We start from the raw sequence: 23,741 nt of genomic DNA on the forward strand, positions 1-23,741 counted from the left end.
GAACAGCGTATTCATCATAATATTCATAGTCATTATTATATCCATACCAAAAATGGTCTCCCGATCCTCTAAAATTGGCACATTTTTGTGTAGTCGTTTGAGATTGTACAAATAGCGTAAATATGGCTATTAAAAAAGTTAAATAGTATTTTTTTTTCATTTTCATTTTTTTCATTGGATTTATGTTCTTATATTAATATTCATAGCTTTTAATCTCCATCATTATCTACATAACCAGCATCAATACTAATATTAAATGCTTGCATCATATCTGTTTTTAGTAATATAACGTTTTTCTGTAGTTCATCATACGTTTTTGTCATAGCTGTATTATCAGTAATAATTTGATCTGAAAAACTATCATTTAAAGTATTAATTTGAGTTCTAACACTATTGAATTGATTGATTATAGCTACTGATAAATCATTTCTATCTAAATACTCTAAATAACTTTTAAATGAAACTCCTGTTATATTACTTGTGAAATGTTTTCCATTAAAGAAATTTTGTGAAGCATTCAATGCTTCTAAAGCTAACTCTTTTGAAAATGTTTTACTGTAATATGCTTCTACTTTTTCAGGAAAGGTAGTTCCACTTGAAAAAGTTCCTGTTGGTATTCCGACCTTATTAGTCCTAATTGATTTTTCATAGTGTTGAACATAATCATTTACCATTTTATTTACAGAAGAAGTCACTGTATTTCCTGTTGCACCTACAAACTCATTCTTATAACTTCCTTTCCAATCGTTAAGAATTGTAGTTGTTAATCCAGTCATTTGAGCAATCACATCAGTTATATACTTTTTGTAATTAGCGGCATTTGCATCCGTTGTGTATTTTTCTAAAATAGCAGTATCATTTGCTGCTACACCGTACAATAAATAATCTAACGCTGGAAAACCTTGTGCGTCATGGTTGTTAGAACTATTTAAATCGTATGTTCCGTTACTTATATTACTTTCTACATCTAGAACCGTAAGCGGATAAATATTAAAAAAGTTTACGAAACCTAATTCTTCTGCCTTACCTATATTAAACATTTCCACGTGTTGCCATGCTTTGTAAGCATTTAACCAAGCGGTACGTACTTCTGCTAAAGTTGTTGCATTAGGAGCATCTGTAAAAGAAGTTGCTTTTGTTTCTAACGTAGTTAACTGGCTATCAAATGCTTCAAAAGAAGGTATAATTACATTATCTGCTAAATGTGTTAGCATTGCTCCTCTATCAAAGCCATCTGATGGTGTTGGATTATCTGAACTATCTGAACTACAAGCATAAACTACAACTGCAAGTAATAGGAAAGGTAAAAACTTTTTAATCATTTTTATTTCTATTTATTCTAAATAAAACTTTTGCAAATATAAAAAGTAGCTATGAAATCATAACTACTTTTTATAAGAATTCTTAAATTATTTGCTTGTTAGCTCCCTGCTTCTGTTACGGTGAAGTTAAATTTAGCAGCGATAGTTTCAGAAACAGTATCTAATGTTGTTGGTGTAGTATCTTCCCATAAACCATTTCCTGTTCCTAATAAGTCTTCTAATAAACCTTCTACTTCTGTTTTGGTAAAGTATGCTTCTGTAGCATTATTTTTACGAGTAAATTGTAAACTGTAAACAAATCCTAAACCTTCTGAAATAGCATGAAATGCTGCTGCCTTATCGGTCGCCCATAAATTTTTACCTTGTTGTAAGTAATATACTCCTCTAATTGCAATTACATTTGAAATTTTTTCACGAATAATTTCTGCTTGCTCATTACGAACATCATAATTTTTAGCAACAATAGCTGCTCTTCCTAACTTAAATGCATTGTAAATATCATCTGCTATACCAGCAAAATCAGCGTCACCATTTACTTTTGATAAATATTCGTTTAAAAACTTATCAGCTTCTAATACTGGTTCAGCTGGGTTAGCTTCGTTACCATATAAGTAACCGTAAGCCTCATCCCACTTATGCTCCATTGTTGTATAACTTTTTCCTTCCTCAACAACATCATTATCGTTGTTAGTAATATTATTTCCTGCATCTAATACAGCTGTACCTAAGTAGTTGTTTAACATTTGATCAACCATTAAACCTCCGATTAATGATTTTGCAAAAATTTGATTCAGCTCAACTCCTTTTCCGTTTATGTATCTAATAGAACCTCCTCCATTTTGTTGAAGTTTACCTGCTGTTCCTGCTACCGCGTCAACATCCCAGTTTGGAAATACATCATCTACTTGCTCTTTTATCCAAGCATCAAATTGAGCTTTAATTGCATTAGCTTCTGTTGTATTTGCAGAAAAGAAATCGGTTGAAGCTGCTGTTTTACTACGTACATTTTTACCTGAAGCGTTTAATGTTGCATCGGTAAAGTCTGCATCTCCTTCAGCATGTGCAAACATCTTATCTAAATCTGCTTCTGTTTTTACTGGGTTTTTAAGTTCAGTAATTAACTCAGTAGCCATTTTAATTCGAGTCGTTTGACCTGAAAAACTTACTGAGGATTCATTATTTCTTTCAAACTTGTAAGTTGCTGGTGCTTTTACTGAATTTACTGGCTCGTCATCACTCGAACAAGAAGTAAACACTAAAGCTGATACAGCTATCATAGAAAGGATTACTCTTTTCATCTTATTTAGATTAAGTTTTAATTAATTTTATTTGGCAAATTTATATAAGAAATCCAACCTCACAAATCTTATTAAGACTTATTTTAAATAAATTTTAACACTTCTAATTATATCACTAATAAACAAGACTTTAAAACTATTTTAGCTTAAGGAAATTAACAACTGCTTTACGTATATCATATGCTACTTCTTCTTTTTTTGGCGTATAAATACTTAAAACCCCTTTACTTTTACTTGAAAGCATCGGAATATCAAGTCCTCTTAATAAATAATCTGAAAAAGCAACTGTATAAGTTTGGTTTTCTTGAAGTTTACCATTCTTAAGTATCCATTCCCCATTATGTTTATTAGCATTAAATCTTTGTAAATAGGCTCCTGTTCCTGAAGATTCTACACCAAAATCTAACACCTTCTTTAATAAGCTTCCTTTAATTTCAACTTTTAAAATCTCTCCTCCATATGGTAATACTCTAAAAATATCAACAGCATTTATATTTCCTGATAATTTATCATCTATTCGTACAGATCCTCCATTTACCAAAGCACAGTCTACTTCATTATTATAAGCTAAGCTCATTGATTCTGCAATAATTTTACCCATATTGGTTTGTACAACTCTAATTGTACTTTCTCTTGCATCTAAAGGTTCAGCTGCCTTGTATATTACTTCATAAGGATTCGATACTACTTCTTGAATTTTATCTTCTAAGACTGCTTGCCATTTATCTACAACTTCTTTTACATTCCCATCAAAAGGGATTGATTTATTAATTTCTTTTAACTCAGATTTAAAGTTAACTTTTTTGGTTTTTGGGTTATATTCAAACCTATGAATATAGGCTGTTTTTGCGTTAGCATCTGCTTTTGTAATTGTAACCTCTCCTACTTTTGTGTAACTATTTGTGTGTTCGTGCCCTCCCATAATTAATGGCACATTTGGTAAAAGTTTTGCTATTTCTTTATCCTGTGTAAGTGATGCATGAGTTAACCCTAGTACGATGTCAACTTTATCTTTTATTTCGTTATAAGAACGTTTTATTTCTTTATACATATCTCCATAATACACGTAACTTTTGGGGTTTGATGGAATACAAACACTTATAAACCCTACTTTTAAAGTAGTTCCATCTGAATTCTTAAATTCTTTAATGAAAGAATCTTTTAACGTTTCTTTTTTACCATCAACGATTTTATGAAAATAAGAATGTTTACCATCAACATTATGCAATACATTGGCTGATATCCAATCAAACTTACTCTCATTCAAACGATCTTGTAAATGTGTAAAACTTAAATCGAATTCGTGGTTTCCAAATGCAACAAGGTCAAAGTTCATAGTATTCATTACTTCTACCATTTGTTTCCCTCTTACTCGCTCACCATTATACTTCATTGTTCCTAGTAAAGAAGGTGATAAAAAATCTCCTGCTAATACTAGCATGGTGTTTTTATCTTCTTTTAAAAGTTGTTTGTGAACTGTTTCTACTCTTGCCATTCCTCCATACATTCCTCCTTGAATTGGGGCAATTTCATACACATCGTTTAATTGCAGTAATGTAAAATAGATTTTATCATTATCTTTTTTAAACTGATACGTTGTCTCTGATGTAGTTGTATTTATTTTCTTTTGAGGAGAACCACAACTAACTAAAGTGTAAGTTATTAAAAGTAGTAATAGGGTTTTAAATTGCTTCATTTGGCTTTTTTTATAAGAAAACCAAATTTACGAATTCTAATGAAGATATTGACGAGTGTTTTGTCTTATCATTTTTCTATACTCTACCAATTCTGGAAATTGATAAAAAAAGTTTATTTTTTTATGTGCTATAGTTCTAGGTTTTTTAATCTTAGGTCTTAACACAAAGGCTGTCCAGCTTTCAACAATATCTTCTTCTGGACTTTCAGCTGCGTAATCTGTAAGAAACTCTGTTCTATTATTTAAATATAAATCATACAGTTTTTCTACACAGTTTGCTTCTGTATAACAATATTTTCTTTGAATAACATCCCAACGATTTAATAATGCTCCTTTCCAAAATATGTTAACAAACCTATTTATATAACTGTTTTTATAGGCTTCTCCTTCAAGAGTTAAATATAACTCTCCTTCTTCTTGTTGCCTCTTATCTGTTGGTCTTATCTGAGTTCTATTTAGTGTTAGTAAGTGCCCAAACTCATGTACTAAAGTATATACTGACTCGTGTAACCTTCTTTTATCTTTAGTTTCAAAATTAACATCTCTAATGTCTATTTCTAACTGCCATTTATCGTTTTTTGAACTCAATGCAACTAAAGCACCCGTTTTTTCATCTACCCCATCCGTCATTAAAACGATACGTTTTATATATTTCTGAGTGAGTTCTTTTGGGAATATCCTGTTAAATTCTCCCCAATAATAAGCAGCTAAATCATCACTTACTGTTTGATTTTTAATCACTTTACTACCTTTCACATCCCATACCCCTATTCTTTCACTATCTGTAGATTGTGAAAAAACTGAGAAAAAGAAAAAAAGAAAAATAATATTTAGTTTCATAATCTTTTAAAAAACTTCTAGTGCTTTGTTATAAGCACTTTCAAAACTCATTGGTTTAATATTAGTTGCTACTTTATTTGTTGTAAAATAAGACAATAACTTTTCAGTTGGCATATTACCTGTTAACTCATCTTTAGCCATTGGACAACCTCCATAACCTTTAATAGCTCCATCAAAACGTCGGCAACCTGCTTTAAAAGCACTGTCAACTTTTTCATGCCATTTAGTTGGTGTTGTATGTAAATGAGCTCCAAATTCTATTTGAGGATAACTAGGTATTAAGTTTGAAAACAAGTAGTCTATATCTTCAGGTGTTGAGCTCCCAATTGTGTCTGACAAAGATAAGATTTTAACACCAAACGACGAAAGTTTTTCTGTCCATTCTCCTACTATTTCAACACTCCAAGGGTCTCCATAAGGGTTTCCAAACCCCATTGATAAATAAGCTACTACCTCTTTATTTGTTCGGTTTGCTATTGCTAATACCTCTCTTAAAGTATCTATAGATTGATCTATTGTTTTGTGCGTATTACGCATTTGAAAGTTTTCTGATATCGAAAAAGGATATCCTAAATAATCAATTTCTTCAAACTGTGAAGCATCATTTGCTCCTCGCACATTTGCTACAATTGCTAAAAGTTTACTTGTAGTAGTAGATAAATCTAACTTCGATAAAACTTCAGCTGTATCTCTCATTTGCGGAATTGCCTTTGGTGACACAAAACTTCCAAAATCAATCGTATCAAATCCCACTTTTAACAGTGAATTGATGTATTTAGCCTTCGTCTCTGTGGGAATAAAATGGCTTTTAATTCCTTGCATTGCATCCCTTGGACATTCAATAATTTTAACACTGTTAACCATTGTGTCAAATATACATATTTTGATTCATTTTTTTTACTTAGCATTGCTCACTCAACTTTAACAAAAAAACAAACACACAACCATTTAATTATCAGTAAAATACAATAAATAAAAGATTGAATTATGAAAAATATTTATTTTTATTGATGTAAACTGTCACAATTTAAAAGTTAAATTGTCTCTAGTATAGAATGATTTCATTGGAGTCGCAACAAACACATATCAACCAACTAATCGAACGCTGTAAAAAGAACGATAACTCTGCTCAAATGCAGGTATATCAGGGCTATTACAAAGCTATGTATAACACATCGTATCGTATATTAAAAGACGAGTTCGAAGCAGAAGATTTAATTCAAGAAGCATTTTTAACTGCTTTTTCGAAATTAGATACTTTTAAAGGTGAAGTTACTTTTGGTGCGTGGTTAAAAAGAATTGTAATTAATAAAAGTTTAACCCAGTTAAAAAAAGTTACTCGATATGATGAAGTAAGGATGGACGTGATTCCTAGCTATGAAGTTGAAGATATAGAGATAGATTATAGCTCACTAGAAGTTAAAAGAGTTATAAACTGTTTACAAAGCTTAAAGGATAATTACAGAATTGTATTGACTTTAAACCTAATTGAAGGCTATGATTATGAAGAAATCGCTCAAATACTAAATTATACTAATGAAAATGTACGTACAACGGTATCTAGAGCAAAAAAGAAGTTAAAACAAGTATTAGCAAGTAATACTAATAAAACAGAAGTATATGGAGGATAAACTGCATCAATTTTTCAAAGAAAATGACTTTGATGTTTTTGAGCCTCATCAAGGGCATTTAAATCGCTTTCAACGAAAACTAGAAACACCGAAAAGATCTAAAAAATCATCTTATTTTTGGATGAGTATTGCAGCATCTGTGGTATTAGTTTTAGGTTTTTATCTAGGTAGTTATCAGCAAAAGAACACCTACGATTTAGCTGATATTTCACCTAAAATGGCTGAAGCTCAAAACTTTTTTGTAACAACTATAAATCAAGAGTTAAAAGAGGTTGAACAATATAGAAATTTAGAAACTGAAACGGTTATTGAAGATTCTTTAAACGAAATTGAAGAACTAGAGGACCAGTATAAAACCCTTGTAAAAGAATTATCTAAAAGAGAAAATAAGCATCAAATTATCAGAGAAATGATACAAAATTATCAACAAAGATTAGATGTGTTAGAAAAACTTCTTTTACGATTAGAATTACAACAAAACCCCGCTAAAATAGAAATATTAGAAGATGAAATTATATAAATTATTTTTCCTACTACTATTCATTCCTACTCTTTTAGTAGCTAATGATAAAAAACACGAAAAAAGCAAAAACATACGTAAAACTTTTGCTGTTAACAAAAACGCTACCTTATATATTAACAATAAATATGGTAATGTAAACGTGACTACTTGGAACGAAAACAGGATAGAGATTAATGTAAAAATAACTGTAAAAGGTAATGATTTGTCTAACGTTGAACGTAAATTAAAAGCGATTGATGTTCGATTTGAGTCTACTCCCAGTTTAGTAGAAGCTAGAACTATTATTGAAAAAACAAAATCTAGCTGGTCTTGGTGGGGCAGTAATAACACAAACTACAAGATTAATTACTTTGTTAAAATGCCTGTTACCAATAATGCCGATTTAAACAATAAGTACGGAAATATTGAATTAGACAAACTAGAAGGTAAATCCAATATTAACTGTGATTATGGTAAAATACAAATTGACCAATTACTAAATGAAACTAATAACATTAACTTAGATTATTGTGGTACTTCTGAAATTAATTTTATGAAATCAGGAAACCTAAGTGTTGATTACTCTAAGTTAGCTATTATGAAGTCAGAAAACTTAAAAGTAAATGCCGACTATTCTACCATGAAAATAGGTACAGCAAACAATGTTGACTTTAATAGTGACTACGGAAGTATTTCTGTGGATGACGCCTCAAATATTACTGGTAATTCTGATTATGCTAGTATAAAAATAGGAACTCTTAGAAAAAACTTAAAAATTGATACCGACTATGGTGGTGTAAGAGTTAGAAATATTAAAAAAGGATTTGAAAGTATTGTTATTGATGGTAGTTATGCTGGAATTAAACTTGGTACTAATAGTGATAACAACTTTAACTTTATTGTTGACTTAGGCTACGCTGGATTTGGATACCCTGATAACCATGTAAAAATGTTTAAAAGCATTAGTAAGTCATCTAAGAAATATTATGAAGGGACTTTTGGTAAAGGTAACTCTAACTCTACTATTACTATAAAGTCTAGATACGGAGGCGTTTCTTTAAAATTAAATGATTAATTCCTCTTTTTTTCTCGATCATGGAAATACAAATTAAGTAACGAGCAATATAATATACTATAGTGTACGTGATAACATAGTAAAGCTTATAATCTATATATTTATTATACGCTATTAAAAAATCAGCTGTAATAATTAGAAAGATTCCTAAGAAGAAAAACAAATTTTCTTTACTCATTTTATTTAAAAAATTAAAAAAGGTTATTCCAACTATAGTAGCATTTAAAAAGCAAATTATAAAAATTGAATACGAGAGTTCTTTTAAATAAGGTCTTAATAAAACCGAAATAATAAAAAAAAGTATTAACCCTGGTACAAGGTAGGTAAGCAACGTTTTAAGTTTTGTTTTATACATAGCTTTTCTGGCTATTATTAAATATAAAACTCTATTTAGTAACAATAAAAAAACTCCTCCTTTTAAAAAATCATCCTCAAAAATTAAAAGAGCATCTGATACAACAGAACTCATTAATATAAGTAAGTACCAATAATTTATTTTTTGAGAAGAACTTAAGTACAAAAAAGATAAAAACTGTAAAGAAAATATTTTTAGAATTAGCTCTGTAATAGGTTTATCAACATCAATAAAAAATAATGATAAAACACTTACTACAATGTAAGCTATACTAAAAGTTTTAAAACTAAATGACATCATACTAACGCTAAATATAACTAAAAATGAAAAAACAATTTATTACTAGCCTTTTAATTCTCTTATCATTCACCGTTAACTCTCAAAGCTGGTGGAGTTCTAAAAAAGTTAAAGGTAATGGAAAGGTTATTACAGAAACTAGAAAGATTAGCTCTTTTGACAAAGTGAACGTTGGAGGTTCCTTTGATGTTTATTTGATAGATGGAGCTGAAGGTAAAATAACCTTAGAAGGGGAAGAAAATATTTTAAAATATATTGAAACAGAGGTTAAAAAAGGAAAGTTAAATATTAACTTTAAAGAAAACACCAATATTAAAACCACTAAAAAATTAATAGTTACTGTTCCTTTTGAAAATATTAAATCGGTTGCTTTAGGAGGGTCAGGAAATGTAATTGCCAAAAAACGTATAAAAGCTGATGAGACTTCTTTTGCTTTAGGAGGTTCTGGAAATATCGTTGCTAGTGTTGACGCTAATACTGTTAAAGCATCTATAGGTGGTTCTGGAAATATTAAGCTTAAAGGAAAAACTGATAACTTAAAATGTGCTATTGGTGGCTCTGGAAATGTAAAAGGTTACGATTTAAAAACTAACTCTTTAAAAGCTAGTATTGCAGGTTCTGGTGATGTGTTAGCCACTGTTAGTAAAAAAATTAAAGCTACAATAGTAGGTTCTGGAAGTGTATATTATAAAGGAAAACCTTCACAAATAGATAGTAACTCTCTAGGTTCTGGAGATGTTATTGACAGAAATTAAAATTAAATAACCACAATAAAAAAATCCGCTGTAAGCTTACAGCGGATTTTTTATTTATCTAGATTTACTTTCTTTATTGCAACGAAGCTAAACTAGCTTTAATCGTTTCAATTTTTGCTAATGTATCTGATTCTTTTTTACGTTCTAAAGTAATTACTTTTTCTGGTGCATTACTTACAAAACGCTCGTTAGATAACTTCTTTTGGATTCCTGTTAAGAAACCTTCCGCTCTTTTTAACTCCGCATTTAGTTTAGTTATTTCTGCTTCTACATCAATGGTATCTAATGAAATTGGAACAAAATATTCATTTGATTTCACACGGAAAGATGCAGCTCCGTCAACTTTATCAGAAACATAACTAATTTCTGAAGCATTTGTTAACTTTTGAATTACTACATCAAACTCTTTAGTGAAGTTTTCGTTATTTACAACTGATAACTCTATAGCATCTTTAAACGAAATATTTTTGTTCTTTCTAATCGTTCTAATTCCAGAAACTACACCTGTAGCAAACTCAAAATTCGTAATCAACTCTTCGTTTGTTTCTCCTACTGTCGGATATTTAGCTATAATTAACGCATCTTCTGGGGTTCTTTCAGTAATGTGTTGCCATATCTCTTCTGTTAAGAAAGGCATAAATGGATGTAATACTTTTAAGTTATTCTCTAATACTTCTATTACAGCCTTATAGGTTTTTGCATCAATTGGTTGTTGGTATCCTGGCTTTACAATTTCTAATAACCATGATGAAAAATCATCTGTAATTAACTTATAAATTGCCATTAATGCATCTGATAAACGATACTTACTAAAGTGATCTTCTATTTCTAACAACACTTTATTAAACTTAGCTTCATACCAAACCAATCCTATTTTAGCTGTCTCTGGTTGCGCTAAACTTTCATCTATTTCCCAACCTTTAATCAAACGGAAGGTATTCCAAATTTTATTTGCAAACCCTTTTCCTTGTTGACATAAATCTTCATCAAACAATAAATCGTTTCCAGCCGATGCACTTAATAAAAGCCCTACACGAACTCCGTCAGCTCCAAAATCTTCAATTAGCTTTAAAGCATCTGGTGAGTTCCCTAAGGATTTACTCATTTTTCTACGTTGTTTGTCACGTACTAACCCTGTTAGGTATACATTTTCAAACGGACGCTCATCTTTGTACTCATATCCAGCAATAATCATACGTGCTACCCAGAAGAATAAAATATCTGGTCCGGTAACTAAATCGTTTGTTGGATAATAATACTTGATTTCTTCATTCTCAGGATTGCGGATTCCGTCGAAAACAGACATTGGCCATAACCAAGATGAGAACCATGTATCTAATGCATCTGGATCTTGTTTTAAATCTGACGCAGACAACGAAGAATTACCTGTTTTTTCTTGAGCTAATTTTACTGCATCTTCAATATTTTCAGCTACTACAAAATCTTCCTTTCCATCTCCAAAATAGAAAGCAGGAATTTGTTGTCCCCACCATAACTGACGAGAAATATTCCAATCACGAATGTTTTCCATCCAGTGACGATAAGTATTTTCAAACTTTTTTGGGAATAACTTCACCTCTCTATCTTCACCCAAAACAGCTTCAATAGCTGGCTTTACCAACTCTTCCATTTTTAAGAACCATTGATCCGATAATCTTGGTTCAATTACCGCTTTCGTTCTTTCTGAAGTTCCAACTTTATTAGTGTGGACTTCTGTTTTTACTAAAAAGCCTTTTTCTTCTAATTCTTTGGTAATTAACTTTCTAACTACAAAACGGTCTTTTCCTTCATAATGTAATCCAAAAGAATTTAAGGTAGCGTCTTCATTAAAAATATCGATTACTTCTAAGTTATGCTTATCTCCTAAGGTTTTATCATTTTCGTCATGCGCAGGTGTTACTTTTAAGCAACCTGTACCAAACTCAACATCAACATACTCATCCTCTATAATCGGAATTTCTCTATTACATAAAGGTACAATTGCTTTCTTTCCTTTTAAATGTGTGAAACGCTCATCGTTTGGATTAATACAAATAGCTGTATCTCCTAAAATAGTTTCAGGACGTGTAGTTGCAATAGTTACTTTTTCATCAGAACCTACTATATCGTACTGTAAGTAATATAAATTACCTTGACGTTCTTCGTAAATTACCTCTTCATCAGAAAGCGTTGTCTTAGCTTCAGGATCCCAATTCACCATACGATATCCACGGTAAATTAACCCTTTATTATATAAATCTACAAATACCTTAATTACTGATTCTGACAATGCAGGATCCATCGTAAATGCAGTACGTTCCCAATCACAAGAAGCTCCTAACTTTTTTAACTGATCTAAAATGATTCCTCCATACTCATTTTTCCATTCCCAAGCATGTGCTAAAAATTCTTCACGAGTTAAATCATTTTTATCAATACCTTGTTCTTTTAATTTTGCTACTACTTTTGCTTCAGTAGCAATTGAGGCGTGGTCAGTACCTGGAACCCAACACGCATTTTTTCCTTGTAAACGAGCACGACGAATTAACACATCTTGAATTGTATTATTTAACATATGCCCCATATGTAATACTCCTGTAACGTTTGGTGGCGGTATAACAATTGTATAGGGTTCGCGTTCATCTACTTCTGAATGAAAGTAATTGTGCTTCATCCAGTAATCGTACCATTTTCCTTCTACTTCTTTAGAATTATATTTTGATGGAATATTCATATGTTATGTATATCTTTATGGTTAATAATTTAACATTTTTTAACCTTTGGCATTGTTTTTGAAAATTGATTAGCAAAAATACAACTATCTATGAGGTACAGAAAATTAGAGGTTGTTTTTTTAGAACTTAAAGAAATAATACTAAATTTGTAGCGGTTAATACCCTAAAAAATTAATTTTTAACATTATGAGAACAATTTTATCATTTATCGCTGTTTGCTTTATTACCTTAACAGTAAGCGCTCAAGAATTTAAATTTGAAACTGAAACTATTGACTATGGAAAAATAGCTTATGGGTCTGAAGGAAAACGCGTATTTGAATTTACAAACGTAGGTGAAGCTCCTATTATAATTAAGGATATCGTATCTCCTTGTGGATGTACAGTACCTACTAAGCCTGAAAAACCAATTATGCCTGGTAAAAAAGGACAAATTGAAGTTTCTTACGATACAAAAAGATTAGGTGGTTTCTCTAAGACTTTAACTGTTATTTCAAATGCTAAAAACAAAAGAAAAAGAGTTAAAATTAAAGGATTCATTGTAAAGGATGCAACTCCTGCCAAAGAGAAAAGTACAGTAAGCGATAGCTAGAAACTTACTTTATATATAAAAAAAGCTCAACTTAAGTTGAGCTTTTTTTTATATCCTTTGTTCAAGTTTAAACATAAATTTAAGCTTAACCCCTCCTCTTTCTACTTCGATCTTTATTTTTTTACCTGGTTTTGTATGGAACATATCTATAATTTCATTTAAATGATATTCATGTGCCGCCTTTCCATTAATTCTCTTTATTACATCACCTACTTGAATCCCTGCTTTAAAAGCCGGTGAGTTTTCTACTACTTTATCTATTTTATACTTAGGCTTAAAACGATAAAAATATGTACTCACTAAAGAAATTACATTCCCTTTTGGTGTTTGATTATTTGAATTGTAGATATCTGCTAATTTAGTTGCTGCTTTTTCTTTTATTAATTCTTGTCCATCATACACTATGTGTAAACCACTCATATTATAATAAAAACCTTTCTTTAATGAAGCATTCTTTTTAAGTACAACCCTTTTATTTGGGTAATCAACCCAAACTTTAAAGCGTTTTAAAATTCCTCCACCAATGCTACCATTTCTCTCTTTAAACTTTCTAGCATTAAATGTTGATGAAGAATCTAAAAAAGACACTGTTGGCTCTTCTATTTTAAACTTCCCTATAGAAATTTTGGGAACTCTACTTCGATTACCATAAATGGTACCACTAAACCCTTCCCCTATTATATCTTTAAAAAACTTCTTAGGTGTTTTAAGCTCCTTTTTTGTTCCTTCAAATAACCAAACAGCATCACTACCACCTGTATCTATTAAAAGTTTTACTGGTAACATTTTATTAGTTACTGTATCTACCTGTACATTAACGTCTATATATGGTTTATTTCTATAAAATTGTAAAGGAAAACTTTCACATTTACTACATATATTCAAATCATATGTTTTTGGATTATAAAAGTCAATCCGTTTATTTATATAGTTAATCTTAACTATAACGTCTTTTAATAAATCATATCCTATAATACCATGAATAGTTGTCCCCATTTTAGCAGAAATATCAAAAGCATCTTTTAAAATAACATATAATCCTTTATTAGAACTAGCAATGTTTTTAATTCTAAAATTATTACCTCTAGAAAACAAGGCCTCTACCGGTTCCCCACTCCCCAAACCTCTAATAAACACCTTTTTTACATTATTTAAGCCAACACTATCTTTAGAAGATAGGTTAAATAAGATTGTCTTATTTACACCAGTATCTAAGATAAATGATAACTGATGCCCATTAATTTCTAAGGGAATAACTACTAAATTATTAATTAATTGAAATCTTAAAGACTGTTTATCAGTTTCCTTGCCTAAAAACTGAAAATTTTGTTGAGTAAAGACAGATACGCTAAAAAAAAGCGTAAAAAAATATAGTAATAATCTATTCAAAAGAACTTGTTTTATGGTTATATACTTAAAGATACAATCTTCATTTTATAAATTCTGGTTTTTATGATTTTTTTAACCGTTTTTTTTCCAATAAACATTCCAATACTCTCAAATATATTTCGCAATTTTGCTTTTCAAACAACTAATTTATATTAAAATGCCATCAATTTCTAGTAAAGGAAATGCTATGCCTCAATCACCAATTCGTAAATTGGTTCCTTTTGCTGAGGCTGCTAAAAAAAATGGAACAAAAGTTTATCATTTAAATATTGGTCAACCTGATATTAAAACACCACAAGTTGCTTTAGATGCAGTAAAAAATAATACTATTGAAGTATTATCATATGCCAGATCTGAAGGTTCAGAAGAATACAGAACCAAACTAGCCAACTATTATGCTAAAAATGATATTCATGTAACGGCTAATAATATTATTGCTACTACAGGAGGTTCAGAGGCTTTATTATTTACTATTGGTAGTATTACCGATCCAGGAGATGAAATTATTATTCCTGAACCTTTTTATGCAAACTATAATGGTTTTTCTACTGCTTCAGGAGTAAATGTTGTTCCTGTAATTTCTAAAATTGAAGACAACTTTGCTTTACCTGCTATTGAAGATTTTGAGAAATTAATTACTTCAAAAACTAAAGCAATTTTAATTTGTAATCCAGGAAATCCAACTGGATATTTATATAGCAAAGAAGAAATTGAAAAACTAAAACAAATTGTGTTAAAACATGATTTGTTTCTAATAGCTGATGAAGTGTATCGTGAATTTACATACGATGGTGAAAAGCACAATTCAGTAATGGCTTTAGAAGGGCTAGAGCAAAACGCAATTATGATTGATTCTGTATCGAAGCGCTACAGTATGTGTGGTGCAAGAATTGGTTGTATTGTTTCTAAAAATGAAGAATTTATTGGAACAGCTATTAAATTTGCTCAAGCACGTCTAAGCCCTCCAACCTATGCCTTAATTGCCAGTGAAGCTGCTTTAGACACTCCTCAAAGTTATTTTGATGAAGTTATAGAAGAATATGAAGATCGTAGAAATACCTTAATTTCTGAGTTACAAAAAATTGAAGGAGTAAAAGTTGCAAATCCTAAAGGAGCATTTTATTGTGTTGCTGAATTACCAGTAAAAGACAGTGATGATTTTGCTCAGTGGATTTTAGAAAAATTCAACGATAATAACGAAACAGTAATGGTTGCCCCAGCAAGTGGGTTCTATTCTACTAAAGGTGAAGGAAAAAATCAGGTGCGTATTGCCTATGTTTTAAACAAAGCCGATTTAAAACGTTCAGTTGAGATATTAAAAATCGCCTTAGAAAAATATAATAGTTAATTGAATATTCAAGAAAACATATCTTTAAAAGAGTACAACACGTTTGGCATTGATGTAAATGCCAAACGTTTTGTTTCTATTACTTCTGTATACCAACTACAACAACTTTTAAAAGAGGAAAAAGACATCTTTTTAATTTCTGGTGGAAGTAACATGTTACTTACCAAAGATATTGACACCTTAGTTGTATATATTGATATTAAAGGGATTTCTATTGATAGAGAAACCCCTAACAATATTTACCTAACAGTAAATGCTGGTGAAAACTGGCACGAGTTTGTGTTGTGGTGTGTTTCTCAAAACTACGGTGGGCTAGAAAACTTATCTCTAATCCCTGGAAATGTAGGTACTTGTCCTATCCAAAATATTGGTGCTTACGGTGTTGAAGTAAAAGACACTATCACAAAAGTAGAAGCGGTTGAAATTGAAACAGGAAAACTGATTTCTTTTTCTACGGAAGAATGTCAATTTGGATACCGAAACTCTATTTTTAAAAATGTAGCAAAAGGTAAGTATGTGTTAACTTCTGTTAGTTTTCAATTGACTAAAAACAATCACAAACTTAATACTTCCTACGGAGCTATTGAGTCTGAGTTAGCTTCAAAAGATATTACAAATCCAACTATAAAAGATATTTCTGATGCTGTAATTGCCATACGTCAATCAAAATTACCAGATCCAAAAGAAATAGGAAACAGTGGTAGTTTCTTTAAAAATCCAGTAATTTCCAGAGAACATTTTGAAAAACTTCAGAAAAAACACCCTAACATTCCTAGTTATGTTATTTCTGATGCTGAAATTAAAGTACCTGCAGGTTGGTTAATTGAACAAAGCAGATTTAAAGGAAAACGTTTTGGTGACTATGGAGTACATGAAAAACAAGCCCTTGTTTTAGTTAATTATGGAGATGCTAGTGGAAAAGACATCTATCAACTTGCTCAAACAATTCAGAATACCATTAAAGAAAATTTTGATATTGATTTAGAGATTGAGGTAAATGTGATTTAACCTTCTTTTTTTAGTATTTCAATATGCTTTATTAATCGTTTAGTATCTAATGCTAATGTTCCATTGTATACACCTCTTATTCTTCCTTTTTTATCAATTAGGATAAAATTTTCTGTGTGTACAAAAGCGTCTTCATCTTGTGTTTTCGCAAAATCTTGATCGGCAAAATAAGCTTTGCGAGCTAAATCATAGATATGTTTTTTTTCACCAGTTACTAAATTCCACTTTTTAGAGTCTATATTGTTATCTATTGCATATTGCTTTAAAACAGGCACTGAATCTTTGGTCGGCATTACAGTATGAGATAATAGTAAAACTTCATCATCCTCTTTAAACTTTTCTTGAAGTTTACTCATATTCTTTTCAAGAATTGGGCAAATTCCAGGGCAGCTTACAAAAAAGAAATCAGCTACATAAATCTTTCCTTCATATGTTTTTCTAGTAACCTTCTCACCTTCTTGGTTAATCAAAGAAAACTCTGGTATCTTATGAACGCTTTTATAGTCAGTAGTTTCTTTATGAATCCATTCCGGAGTAAATTCTGCAGAATTAAAAAACGGTAAAGTTAACTCTTTATCTACCTCCTTTTTCTGTTTACATGAAACAAGTAGTATACAAACTAATATTACTAATTTACCTAATAACTTCATCTTCTATATTTACTGAATAACATTTCTTTAAACCTATTAAACCAAATCGTTCCCCATTTTTGGTAACAAAGTTTGCCCTAATCTTACCATCGGGTTGCCACATTCTTTGACTTCCTTCTTCCCTACCATTAGTATAATTAAATACTTTATACAATTGTCCATTTGGATACCATTCTTTTACTTCTCCATTATAATCTCCTTGCTCATTAAAATAATAACTAAATTTTGGCTGACCACTCTCATACCAACCTAAATGCACTCCAGATTTTAATCCTTTGGTATATAATCGTTCAAAAGACTTGTTTCCATTAGGATACCATCCATTGTACATTCCATCTCTTTTTCCTAAGGCATATTTTGATTTTGATTTTAATTCTCCGGTATTATAAAATGTGTTTACAATTCCAGAAAAAGAGTTGTTTTCGTATAACAAAACCCCATTTTTTAAAGTAAAAGATTCGTCTGTGCTACTTTTTTCTATTAAATCTATGGAATTAGCACTTCTAGTCTCTTTAGATTTACAAGAAACTAGAAGTACTATAAAGAGTAATAAATATTTTGCTTGTTGTTTTCTCATTATCTAGTTACAGATCCTGGTGCACCAAAAAAACCATTCCCATTTAAATACGGATCTTCATTAGTAATATGATAATGGTATATCCCTTCAGGAAAATCTGCCGTTGGTGAAACATGTCCATGATATGCATCTAAATCATCATTCGTAATTGTTTGTCCATTTTCAGAAGGTCCATAAACAGGAAATCCATCTGAAAGCAATCCTAAAAATGTATCTTCTCCATAAGTATCAGTTAAAAATTTAGGTTTGATATGATAATGATAAGTAGTCATTGCTGGGTGCCCTAGATATTGATCAAATGAATTTATTTCATTAGTTAAAGGAGCTCCTCCAGCTGCATATTGATTAAAAAACACAATTCCGTTTCTAGCTATTCCAATCGGTCCCATTGGAGTTGGCGATTTGTTTTCTGCTTCTGAGGGGTTTAATGGAATTATAAACGTTATATTTTGTTCTCCAATTGAGCCAGGGTTTTGATTCCACTCAGGGTTTGTACCGTTATATGCTTCGTACATTTCGTGTCCAACACCCCAATATGGGCTTTTATGATTGGGTAAATTTGTTGTTTGAATTGTAAGTGTATTACCAGACACTGAATAAGTGACAGCATCTATATTATCAAACTTAGATAGTATATTTCTAATGTCATATACTGTTTCGTTTGTAGAATCATCATTTCCTAGATCATTATCAGAGCCACAAGCTATAAACGTAAATACTCCAATTAATAAACTTCCTATTAATTTAAAATTCTTCATAATTAATTATTTTTTAAGTTGTTAAGGGTTTCTTTTAAATTATCTAGTTGTTGTTGATCTCCCTCACTAAGAGATGAACTCAACAAATTACTTACTTCAAAAAAATCATCATTTAGATTATATAATGCTTCACTTCCATCAGTAAAACGTATGTACTTATGTGTAGCATTTCTAATCGTTATATCATCTTCTCCTATTTCTTTGCCTATTTCTGTATACGCAAAATCTCTGATTATTGAACTTGCAGAAGATTCAAATACCCCTTTAAAACTCTTACTATCAAAATGCTCTTTTGTGCCTGTTTGAGCAATATCTGATATCGTTGCAAATAAATCTACCGTATTTAATAAATTATTATCTATTTGATTAATTCTATTAACTCCTTTACCTGAAATTATCATAGGAACATTAACTCCACCTTGATATACTGTTCCTTTTGCTCTTCTACTTCGGTATTCTTGTATTACTTGATTTGGTGTGCCGTTATCTCCTATAAAAATAAAAATTGTATTGTCTCTTTCTGCTTGAGACATTGAATCTAACAACCTTCCTATTTCTGAATCCATTGCTTCGATCATCGCAAAATAATAAGGTAACGGATTTGCATTAATACTTGCTTCATCTGTTGGTAGATTACCATGAGAATGTAAATTTGTTGGAGGCAAATGAAACGGTGTATGTGGTGCATTATATGCTAACCATAAAAACCAAGGTTGCTCTTGATTCTTTACCCAGTTAATTGCTAAATCTGTAAATTTTGTTGTTGTATATTCATTAGAAGTATTTGTTACTCCGTTTTGAGTAAAACTCCAATCTGTATAAGATTGTACAGCGCCATTTAATAACCCTGCATAATAATCAACTCCCATTTGAGTAGGATGATTCGTATCTCTAGATAAATGCCATTTTCCTATCACAGCATTACTATAACCTGAATTATTACTTTTTAAAAACTGTTGTAAAGATGTTTCTGAAGTCGACATAACATCATCTACTTTCATAACGTTAGTTCGAAAACCGTACTTACCTGTTAAAATACTTGCTCTTGTTGGTGTACACGTTGGATAAGACCATAAATTAGTAAAACGAACTCCGTTGTTAATCATATTTTGAAGGTTGGGAGTGTTTGGTTTTTCTGAACCGACATTAAATCCTGGAGTTGCGTCAAGCCCCATATCATCAGCTATGATCAATAAAATATTAGGTTTTGAACCTTCAATTGGTGTTGAATTCTCTTCTTCTGTAATCGTTGAAGTATCATTTCCACAAGAAGAAAACTGCATAATAATTAATGCTAAAATTAGAGGTTTAAGTATTCGTTTCATTTTTAATAGTTTTAGTTAAGACTATTACTTCTAAAAAAGGTTTAAAAATCACATCTACTTAAATCTTAGATATTTTAATTCTATTAAAAAAGGGGAAGTTCGTATCTTTGTAGCACAAAATAATACATCATGAAATTAATTTTTGTTACCATAGGATTATTAGCTTTAGCTTTTGCAGGAATTGCCATTAAAATTTGGGCAAAAAAAGACGGGGAATTTGCTGGTACATGTGCTAGTCAAAACCCAATGCTAAACGAAAGCGGTGAAGCTTGCGGATTTTGTGGTAAAACCCCTGACCAGTTTGATACTTGTAATGAGCCTCAACATAACTAAGTAAGCACCGCTTAACTATTTACTTTTTTTATAATATTTAAAATACTATCTACACTTTTGTAGTAGTTATAACTCTACAGGTAGTATATTTATTCAACATTTCTATCTTGGAAATGTCCATTAAGAAAATTTTGTTTTCTTATTACCCTTCCTTGATATTTGTATAGTATTGCTGCAAATTAGTATCTTTATATCAAATCAAATTTCGAAACCTAGGCATTGGAAATAAATCAAGAAAAAGTACTCCACCACATTCAACAAGCGAAAAAAGGAAATCAAATATCTTTTAATTATTTGTTAGATACTTTTTGGGGAACCGTGTACGCTTTTCAGCTTAAAAAAACTAAAAATGATAACGATGCTGAAGATATTACTATTCAAACTTTTTCCAAAGCTTTTGACAGAATTGAAACTTTTGATGAAAACTATCAGTTTAAAACTTGGTTAATTACAATTTCTAAAAACGTATACATCGATTCTCTTCGAAAGAAAAAATCTACCATATATACACAAACAACTGAAGAACAAGAAAAAGAAGTGTATGCTGTTGTTGATGACGCTCCTTCTCCTGAAGACAAAATTATTACTGAACAAAACTTAGCGAAACTTCTAAAAGACATTAAAAAATTAAAACCAAAGTATCAAGATGTCATCAACCTTCGTTACTTTCAAGAATTAAGTTATAAAGAAATTTCTGAACAAATTGGGGAACCGATAAATAATGTAAAAGTAAAATTATTACGTGCAAAAAAATTATTAGCTGAAATAATAAAGAAATCATAAATTGCAAAACCATAAAAATCAAAACTTTATGATTTTACAGTTTAATGCAACAAGAAAATATCTACATAAAAAAGAATTTCAACCAAAAAGAGAAGAAAAAAAGCATCTAGAAACTTTGTTTGAAAAGTTAAAAGATGGTGACTATTTAAACTCTTAAGCTCTCTTTTTCATGAAAAAATCTCTCTTAAACCTATTAGGCCCTGGACTATTATTTGCTGGTGCTGCCATAGGTGTTTCTCATTTAGTACAATCAACTAGAGCTGGTGCCGATTTTGGCTTTGGTTTACTATGGGCTTTACTCCTAGTACACATTATCAAATACCCTTTTTTTCAATTTGGTCCTCGATATGCTACAGCAACAGGGGAAACACTTTTAGATGGTTATAAAAGACTCGGTAAAGGAGTTTTAATCAGCTACTTTATCTTAAATCTTGCTACTATGTTTACCATACAAGCAGCTGTTACTATTGTTACAGCTAGTTTAGCCTCTAATCTTTTCGGTATTTCACTCGATTTAGTTGCGTGGTCAATACTTATCATGCTCGTTAGTATTGTTCTATTAGGTATAGGTAAATACAAGTTTTTAGATAACTTAATGAAATACATTATTGCTATTTTAACCATTAGCACTATAGTAGCCGTTAACATTGCATTAGTTAAAACTGATAAAGGCTTTAGTTTTCAACAAATAGTACCAAGTGGAACAGCACAGGTAACCTTTTTAATTGCCTTCCTTGGCTGGATGCCTGCACCGTTAGATATTTCTATTTGGCACTCTTTATGGTCAGTAGAAAAAGACAAAACTACTTTTATAAAAATAAAACCTAAACAAGCTATTTTTGATTTTAATGTTGGATATATTGGAGCTTTATTTTTGGGGGTTTGTTTTGTTATGTTAGGTGCATTAGTTATGTATCAGTCGGGAGAATCATTCTCTAGTAAAGGAACTGTTTTTGCTTCTCAACTAATAAATTTATACACAAAAAACTTAGGTGAATTTTCTTCTGTATTCATTGGTGTTGCAGCTTTTACAACCATGTTTAGCACTACCATTACAACATTAGATGCTTCTCCAAGAGCTATGGAAAAATCTTCTTTTTTACTTTTTTCAAAAAAAATAAAACTAGGGTATTGGTTTTGGTTGATATTGTTAACACTTGGAACCTCTATTATTTTATATTATTTTTTAAGTGATATGGTATTTCTTGTACGAATAGCCACAGTTTTATCTTTTTTAACAGCTCCTTTTTATGCTATTCTCAACTATATATTAATTACTGGTAAACACACTCCTAAAAAATACAGACCAAGTATAGGGTTACGTATCTTGAGTCTTATAGGTATTGTTTTTTTGTTCGGATTTAGTATTTGGTTTTTACTTAGTTTATAAATCTTTTCTTCGTAAATTTGCAGTTCAATTTTTATGGAATGGCAAACGAAACTTTAGCAACACCAGAAAGAACGAAAAAACCAAAATGGTTACGTGTAAAATTACCTGTAGGAAAAAAATACACGGAACTAAGAGGACTAGTTGATAAATATAAACTGAACACCATTTGTACTAGCGGAAGTTGTCCTAATATGGGAGAATGCTGGGGAGAAGGTACTGCTACCTTTATGATTTTAGGTAACACCTGTACACGCTCTTGTGGATTTTGTGGTGTTAAAACAGGACGCCCAGATACTGTTGAATGGGATGAACCTGAGAAAGTAGCTCGTTCTATTAAATTAATGAATATTAAACATGCTGTAATCACTTCGGTTGACCGTGATGACTTGAAAGATGGAGGTTCTATTATTTGGTCTGAAACAGTACAAGCTATCCGTAGAGCAAATCCTAATACCACTTTAGAAACTCTAATCCCTGACTTTCAAGGAAACGAAAAATTAATAGATCGAATCATTGAAGTAGCACCTGAAGTAGTTTCTCATAATATGGAAACAGTACGCCGTTTAACTCGTGAAGTTCGTATTCAAGCAAAATATGATCGTAGTTTAGGTGTTTTAAAATACCTAAAAGAAAACGGAATGCGTACTAAATCTGGAATTATGCTTGGTTTAGGAGAAACAGAAGATGAAGTAATACAAACCATGAAAGATTTACGTGGTGTTGGATTAGATGTTATTACTATCGGACAATATTTACAACCTAGTAAAAAACACTTACCTGTTAAAGAATTTATAACTCCTGAACAGTTCAAAAAATACGAAACATTAGGATTAGAAATGGGCTTTATGTATGTAGAAAGCGGTGCTTTAGTACGTTCTTCATACAAAGCACATAAACACGCTAGCTAACCTTAAATTAAAATATCCTTAACTTTTTAACGGTTTAACGTTAAAAAAATGTCAAATAATTAAAAATTAAATAAAGTACGCCTTTTTATTTATAATTTTGGCACAGATATTGGAAACAACAATACCGTAAGCAAGTAACATTGTTTTCATTGTGTAAATTATTTGAATTAGTTGATTAACAAAGAAGCCCGCTCAA

At 30.8% G+C, this 23,741-nt stretch carries 24 protein-coding genes; 12 read left to right on the plus strand and 12 right to left on the minus strand.

Features of this window, described 5'->3' with window-relative positions; translation table 11 throughout:
- Positions 1 to 209: 209 nt before the first annotated feature.
- From VCM48_RS03900 to VCM48_RS03920, 5 genes are all read right to left on the minus strand, one after another.
- Positions 210 to 1,322, minus strand: a complete 1,113-nt coding sequence (locus tag VCM48_RS03900) for an imelysin family protein (RefSeq protein ID WP_482271694.1) — start codon at positions 1,320 to 1,322, stop codon at positions 210 to 212.
- A gap of 98 nt (positions 1,323 to 1,420) precedes the next feature.
- Positions 1,421 to 2,620, minus strand: a complete 1,200-nt coding sequence (locus VCM48_RS03905) for a DUF4856 domain-containing protein (protein ID WP_482271695.1) — start codon at positions 2,618 to 2,620, stop codon at positions 1,421 to 1,423.
- Positions 2,621 to 2,756: 136 nt separating this feature from the next.
- The gene (locus VCM48_RS03910; RefSeq protein WP_482271696.1) at positions 2,757 to 4,316 is read right to left on the minus strand and encodes a bifunctional metallophosphatase/5'-nucleotidase; all 1,560 of its coding nucleotides are present in this window, start codon (positions 4,314 to 4,316) and stop codon (positions 2,757 to 2,759) included.
- Positions 4,317 to 4,352: 36 nt separating this feature from the next.
- On the minus strand, positions 4,353 to 5,156 hold the full coding sequence (locus tag VCM48_RS03915; RefSeq protein ID WP_274641034.1) for a hypothetical protein: 804 nt from the start codon (positions 5,154 to 5,156) through the stop codon (positions 4,353 to 4,355).
- 6 nt (positions 5,157 to 5,162) lie between these two features.
- Positions 5,163 to 6,020: a hydroxymethylglutaryl-CoA lyase gene (locus VCM48_RS03920; protein WP_482271697.1), complete on the minus strand. Its 858-nt coding sequence runs from the start codon at positions 6,018 to 6,020 to the stop codon at positions 5,163 to 5,165.
- 200 nt (positions 6,021 to 6,220) lie between these two features.
- Between VCM48_RS03920 and VCM48_RS03925 the strand changes: the two genes are divergently transcribed.
- The 3 genes from VCM48_RS03925 to VCM48_RS03935 are packed head-to-tail and all read left to right on the plus strand — an operon-like array spanning position 6,221 to position 8,364.
- Positions 6,221 to 6,787, plus strand: a complete 567-nt coding sequence (locus tag VCM48_RS03925) for an RNA polymerase sigma factor (RefSeq protein ID WP_482271698.1) — start codon at positions 6,221 to 6,223, stop codon at positions 6,785 to 6,787.
- Entirely contained in the window at positions 6,777 to 7,307 is a 531-nt protein-coding gene (locus VCM48_RS03930; RefSeq protein ID WP_482271699.1) for a hypothetical protein, read from the plus strand. Before VCM48_RS03925 ends, VCM48_RS03930 begins: the two co-directional genes overlap by 11 nt.
- Complete coding sequence (locus VCM48_RS03935; RefSeq protein ID WP_482271700.1) at positions 7,294 to 8,364, plus strand: hypothetical protein; 1,071 nt, start codon at positions 7,294 to 7,296, stop codon at positions 8,362 to 8,364. Before VCM48_RS03930 ends, VCM48_RS03935 begins: the two co-directional genes overlap by 14 nt.
- On the opposite strand, the gene VCM48_RS03940 is transcribed toward VCM48_RS03935, so the two are convergent.
- A complete protein-coding gene (locus tag VCM48_RS03940; protein WP_482271701.1) occupies positions 8,327 to 9,019 on the minus strand; it encodes a lysoplasmalogenase family protein in 693 nt (230 codons plus the stop codon). The genes VCM48_RS03935 and VCM48_RS03940 overlap by 38 nt on opposite strands.
- A 23-nt stretch (positions 9,020 to 9,042) precedes the next feature.
- Here VCM48_RS03940 and VCM48_RS03945 point away from each other — a divergent pair, with 23 nt between their 5' ends.
- Complete coding sequence (locus VCM48_RS03945) at positions 9,043 to 9,771, plus strand: head GIN domain-containing protein (RefSeq protein ID WP_482271702.1); 729 nt, start codon at positions 9,043 to 9,045, stop codon at positions 9,769 to 9,771.
- A gap of 73 nt (positions 9,772 to 9,844) precedes the next feature.
- Here VCM48_RS03945 and VCM48_RS03950 read toward each other — a convergent pair whose 3' ends face one another.
- Positions 9,845 to 12,484: a valine--tRNA ligase gene (locus VCM48_RS03950; RefSeq protein WP_482271703.1), complete on the minus strand. Its 2,640-nt coding sequence runs from the start codon at positions 12,482 to 12,484 to the stop codon at positions 9,845 to 9,847.
- Positions 12,485 to 12,671: 187 nt separating this feature from the next.
- On the opposite strand from VCM48_RS03950, the gene VCM48_RS03955 reads away from it, so the two are divergent.
- Positions 12,672 to 13,076 carry a DUF1573 domain-containing protein gene (locus VCM48_RS03955; protein ID WP_482271704.1) on the plus strand — a complete coding sequence of 135 codons (405 nt, stop codon included), beginning with the start codon at positions 12,672 to 12,674 and terminating at the stop codon, positions 13,074 to 13,076.
- Positions 13,077 to 13,124: 48 nt separating this feature from the next.
- Here VCM48_RS03955 and VCM48_RS03960 read toward each other — a convergent pair whose 3' ends face one another.
- Positions 13,125 to 14,465: a retropepsin-like aspartic protease gene (locus VCM48_RS03960; RefSeq protein ID WP_482271705.1), complete on the minus strand. Its 1,341-nt coding sequence runs from the start codon at positions 14,463 to 14,465 to the stop codon at positions 13,125 to 13,127.
- Positions 14,466 to 14,622: 157 nt separating this feature from the next.
- Between VCM48_RS03960 and VCM48_RS03965 the strand changes: the two genes are divergently transcribed.
- Both VCM48_RS03965 and murB read left to right on the plus strand, forming a co-directional pair.
- A complete protein-coding gene (locus VCM48_RS03965) occupies positions 14,623 to 15,813 on the plus strand; it encodes a pyridoxal phosphate-dependent aminotransferase (protein WP_482271706.1) in 1,191 nt (396 codons plus the stop codon).
- Positions 15,814 to 16,821 carry a UDP-N-acetylmuramate dehydrogenase gene (murB, locus tag VCM48_RS03970; RefSeq protein WP_482271707.1) on the plus strand — a complete coding sequence of 336 codons (1,008 nt, stop codon included), beginning with the start codon at positions 15,814 to 15,816 and terminating at the stop codon, positions 16,819 to 16,821. It abuts the gene before it with no gap.
- On the opposite strand, the gene VCM48_RS03975 is transcribed toward murB, so the two are convergent.
- Genes VCM48_RS03975 through VCM48_RS03990 form a run of 4 tightly spaced genes read right to left on the minus strand, consistent with a single transcriptional unit; the run spans position 16,818 to position 20,131 of the window.
- A complete protein-coding gene (locus VCM48_RS03975; protein ID WP_482271708.1) occupies positions 16,818 to 17,471 on the minus strand; it encodes an SCO family protein in 654 nt (217 codons plus the stop codon). The two genes, murB and VCM48_RS03975, sit on opposite strands and share 4 nt — an antisense overlap.
- Positions 17,455 to 18,048 carry a toxin-antitoxin system YwqK family antitoxin gene (locus VCM48_RS03980; protein ID WP_482271709.1) on the minus strand — a complete coding sequence of 198 codons (594 nt, stop codon included), beginning with the start codon at positions 18,046 to 18,048 and terminating at the stop codon, positions 17,455 to 17,457. Before VCM48_RS03980 ends, VCM48_RS03975 begins: the two co-directional genes overlap by 17 nt.
- Positions 18,048 to 18,806 carry a YHYH protein gene (locus tag VCM48_RS03985; RefSeq protein ID WP_482271710.1) on the minus strand — a complete coding sequence of 253 codons (759 nt, stop codon included), beginning with the start codon at positions 18,804 to 18,806 and terminating at the stop codon, positions 18,048 to 18,050. Before VCM48_RS03985 ends, VCM48_RS03980 begins: the two co-directional genes overlap by 1 nt.
- A 2-nt stretch (positions 18,807 to 18,808) precedes the next feature.
- Complete coding sequence (locus VCM48_RS03990; protein WP_482271711.1) at positions 18,809 to 20,131, minus strand: sulfatase-like hydrolase/transferase; 1,323 nt, start codon at positions 20,129 to 20,131, stop codon at positions 18,809 to 18,811.
- A gap of 129 nt (positions 20,132 to 20,260) precedes the next feature.
- Here VCM48_RS03990 and VCM48_RS03995 point away from each other — a divergent pair, with 129 nt between their 5' ends.
- The 5 genes from VCM48_RS03995 to lipA all read left to right on the plus strand — a co-directional run bounded on the left by VCM48_RS03995 (position 20,261) and on the right by lipA (position 23,545).
- Entirely contained in the window at positions 20,261 to 20,464 is a 204-nt protein-coding gene (locus VCM48_RS03995) for a membrane or secreted protein (protein WP_099216576.1), read from the plus strand.
- A 219-nt stretch (positions 20,465 to 20,683) separates the two neighbouring features.
- Positions 20,684 to 21,247: an RNA polymerase sigma factor gene (locus tag VCM48_RS04000; RefSeq protein WP_482271712.1), complete on the plus strand. Its 564-nt coding sequence runs from the start codon at positions 20,684 to 20,686 to the stop codon at positions 21,245 to 21,247.
- A 28-nt stretch (positions 21,248 to 21,275) separates the two neighbouring features.
- The gene (locus VCM48_RS04005; RefSeq protein WP_482271713.1) at positions 21,276 to 21,404 is read left to right on the plus strand and encodes a hypothetical protein; all 129 of its coding nucleotides are present in this window, start codon (positions 21,276 to 21,278) and stop codon (positions 21,402 to 21,404) included.
- Between the two features lie 12 nt (positions 21,405 to 21,416).
- Positions 21,417 to 22,637, plus strand: a complete 1,221-nt coding sequence (locus VCM48_RS04010) for an Nramp family divalent metal transporter (protein WP_482271714.1) — start codon at positions 21,417 to 21,419, stop codon at positions 22,635 to 22,637.
- Positions 22,638 to 22,675: 38 nt separating this feature from the next.
- On the plus strand, positions 22,676 to 23,545 hold the full coding sequence (gene lipA / locus VCM48_RS04015; RefSeq protein ID WP_274641046.1) for a lipoyl synthase: 870 nt from the start codon (positions 22,676 to 22,678) through the stop codon (positions 23,543 to 23,545).
- The last annotated feature ends 196 nt before the right edge of the window (positions 23,546 to 23,741 follow it).

This window comes from Tenacibaculum sp. DPLXC6 (assembly GCF_056815515.1).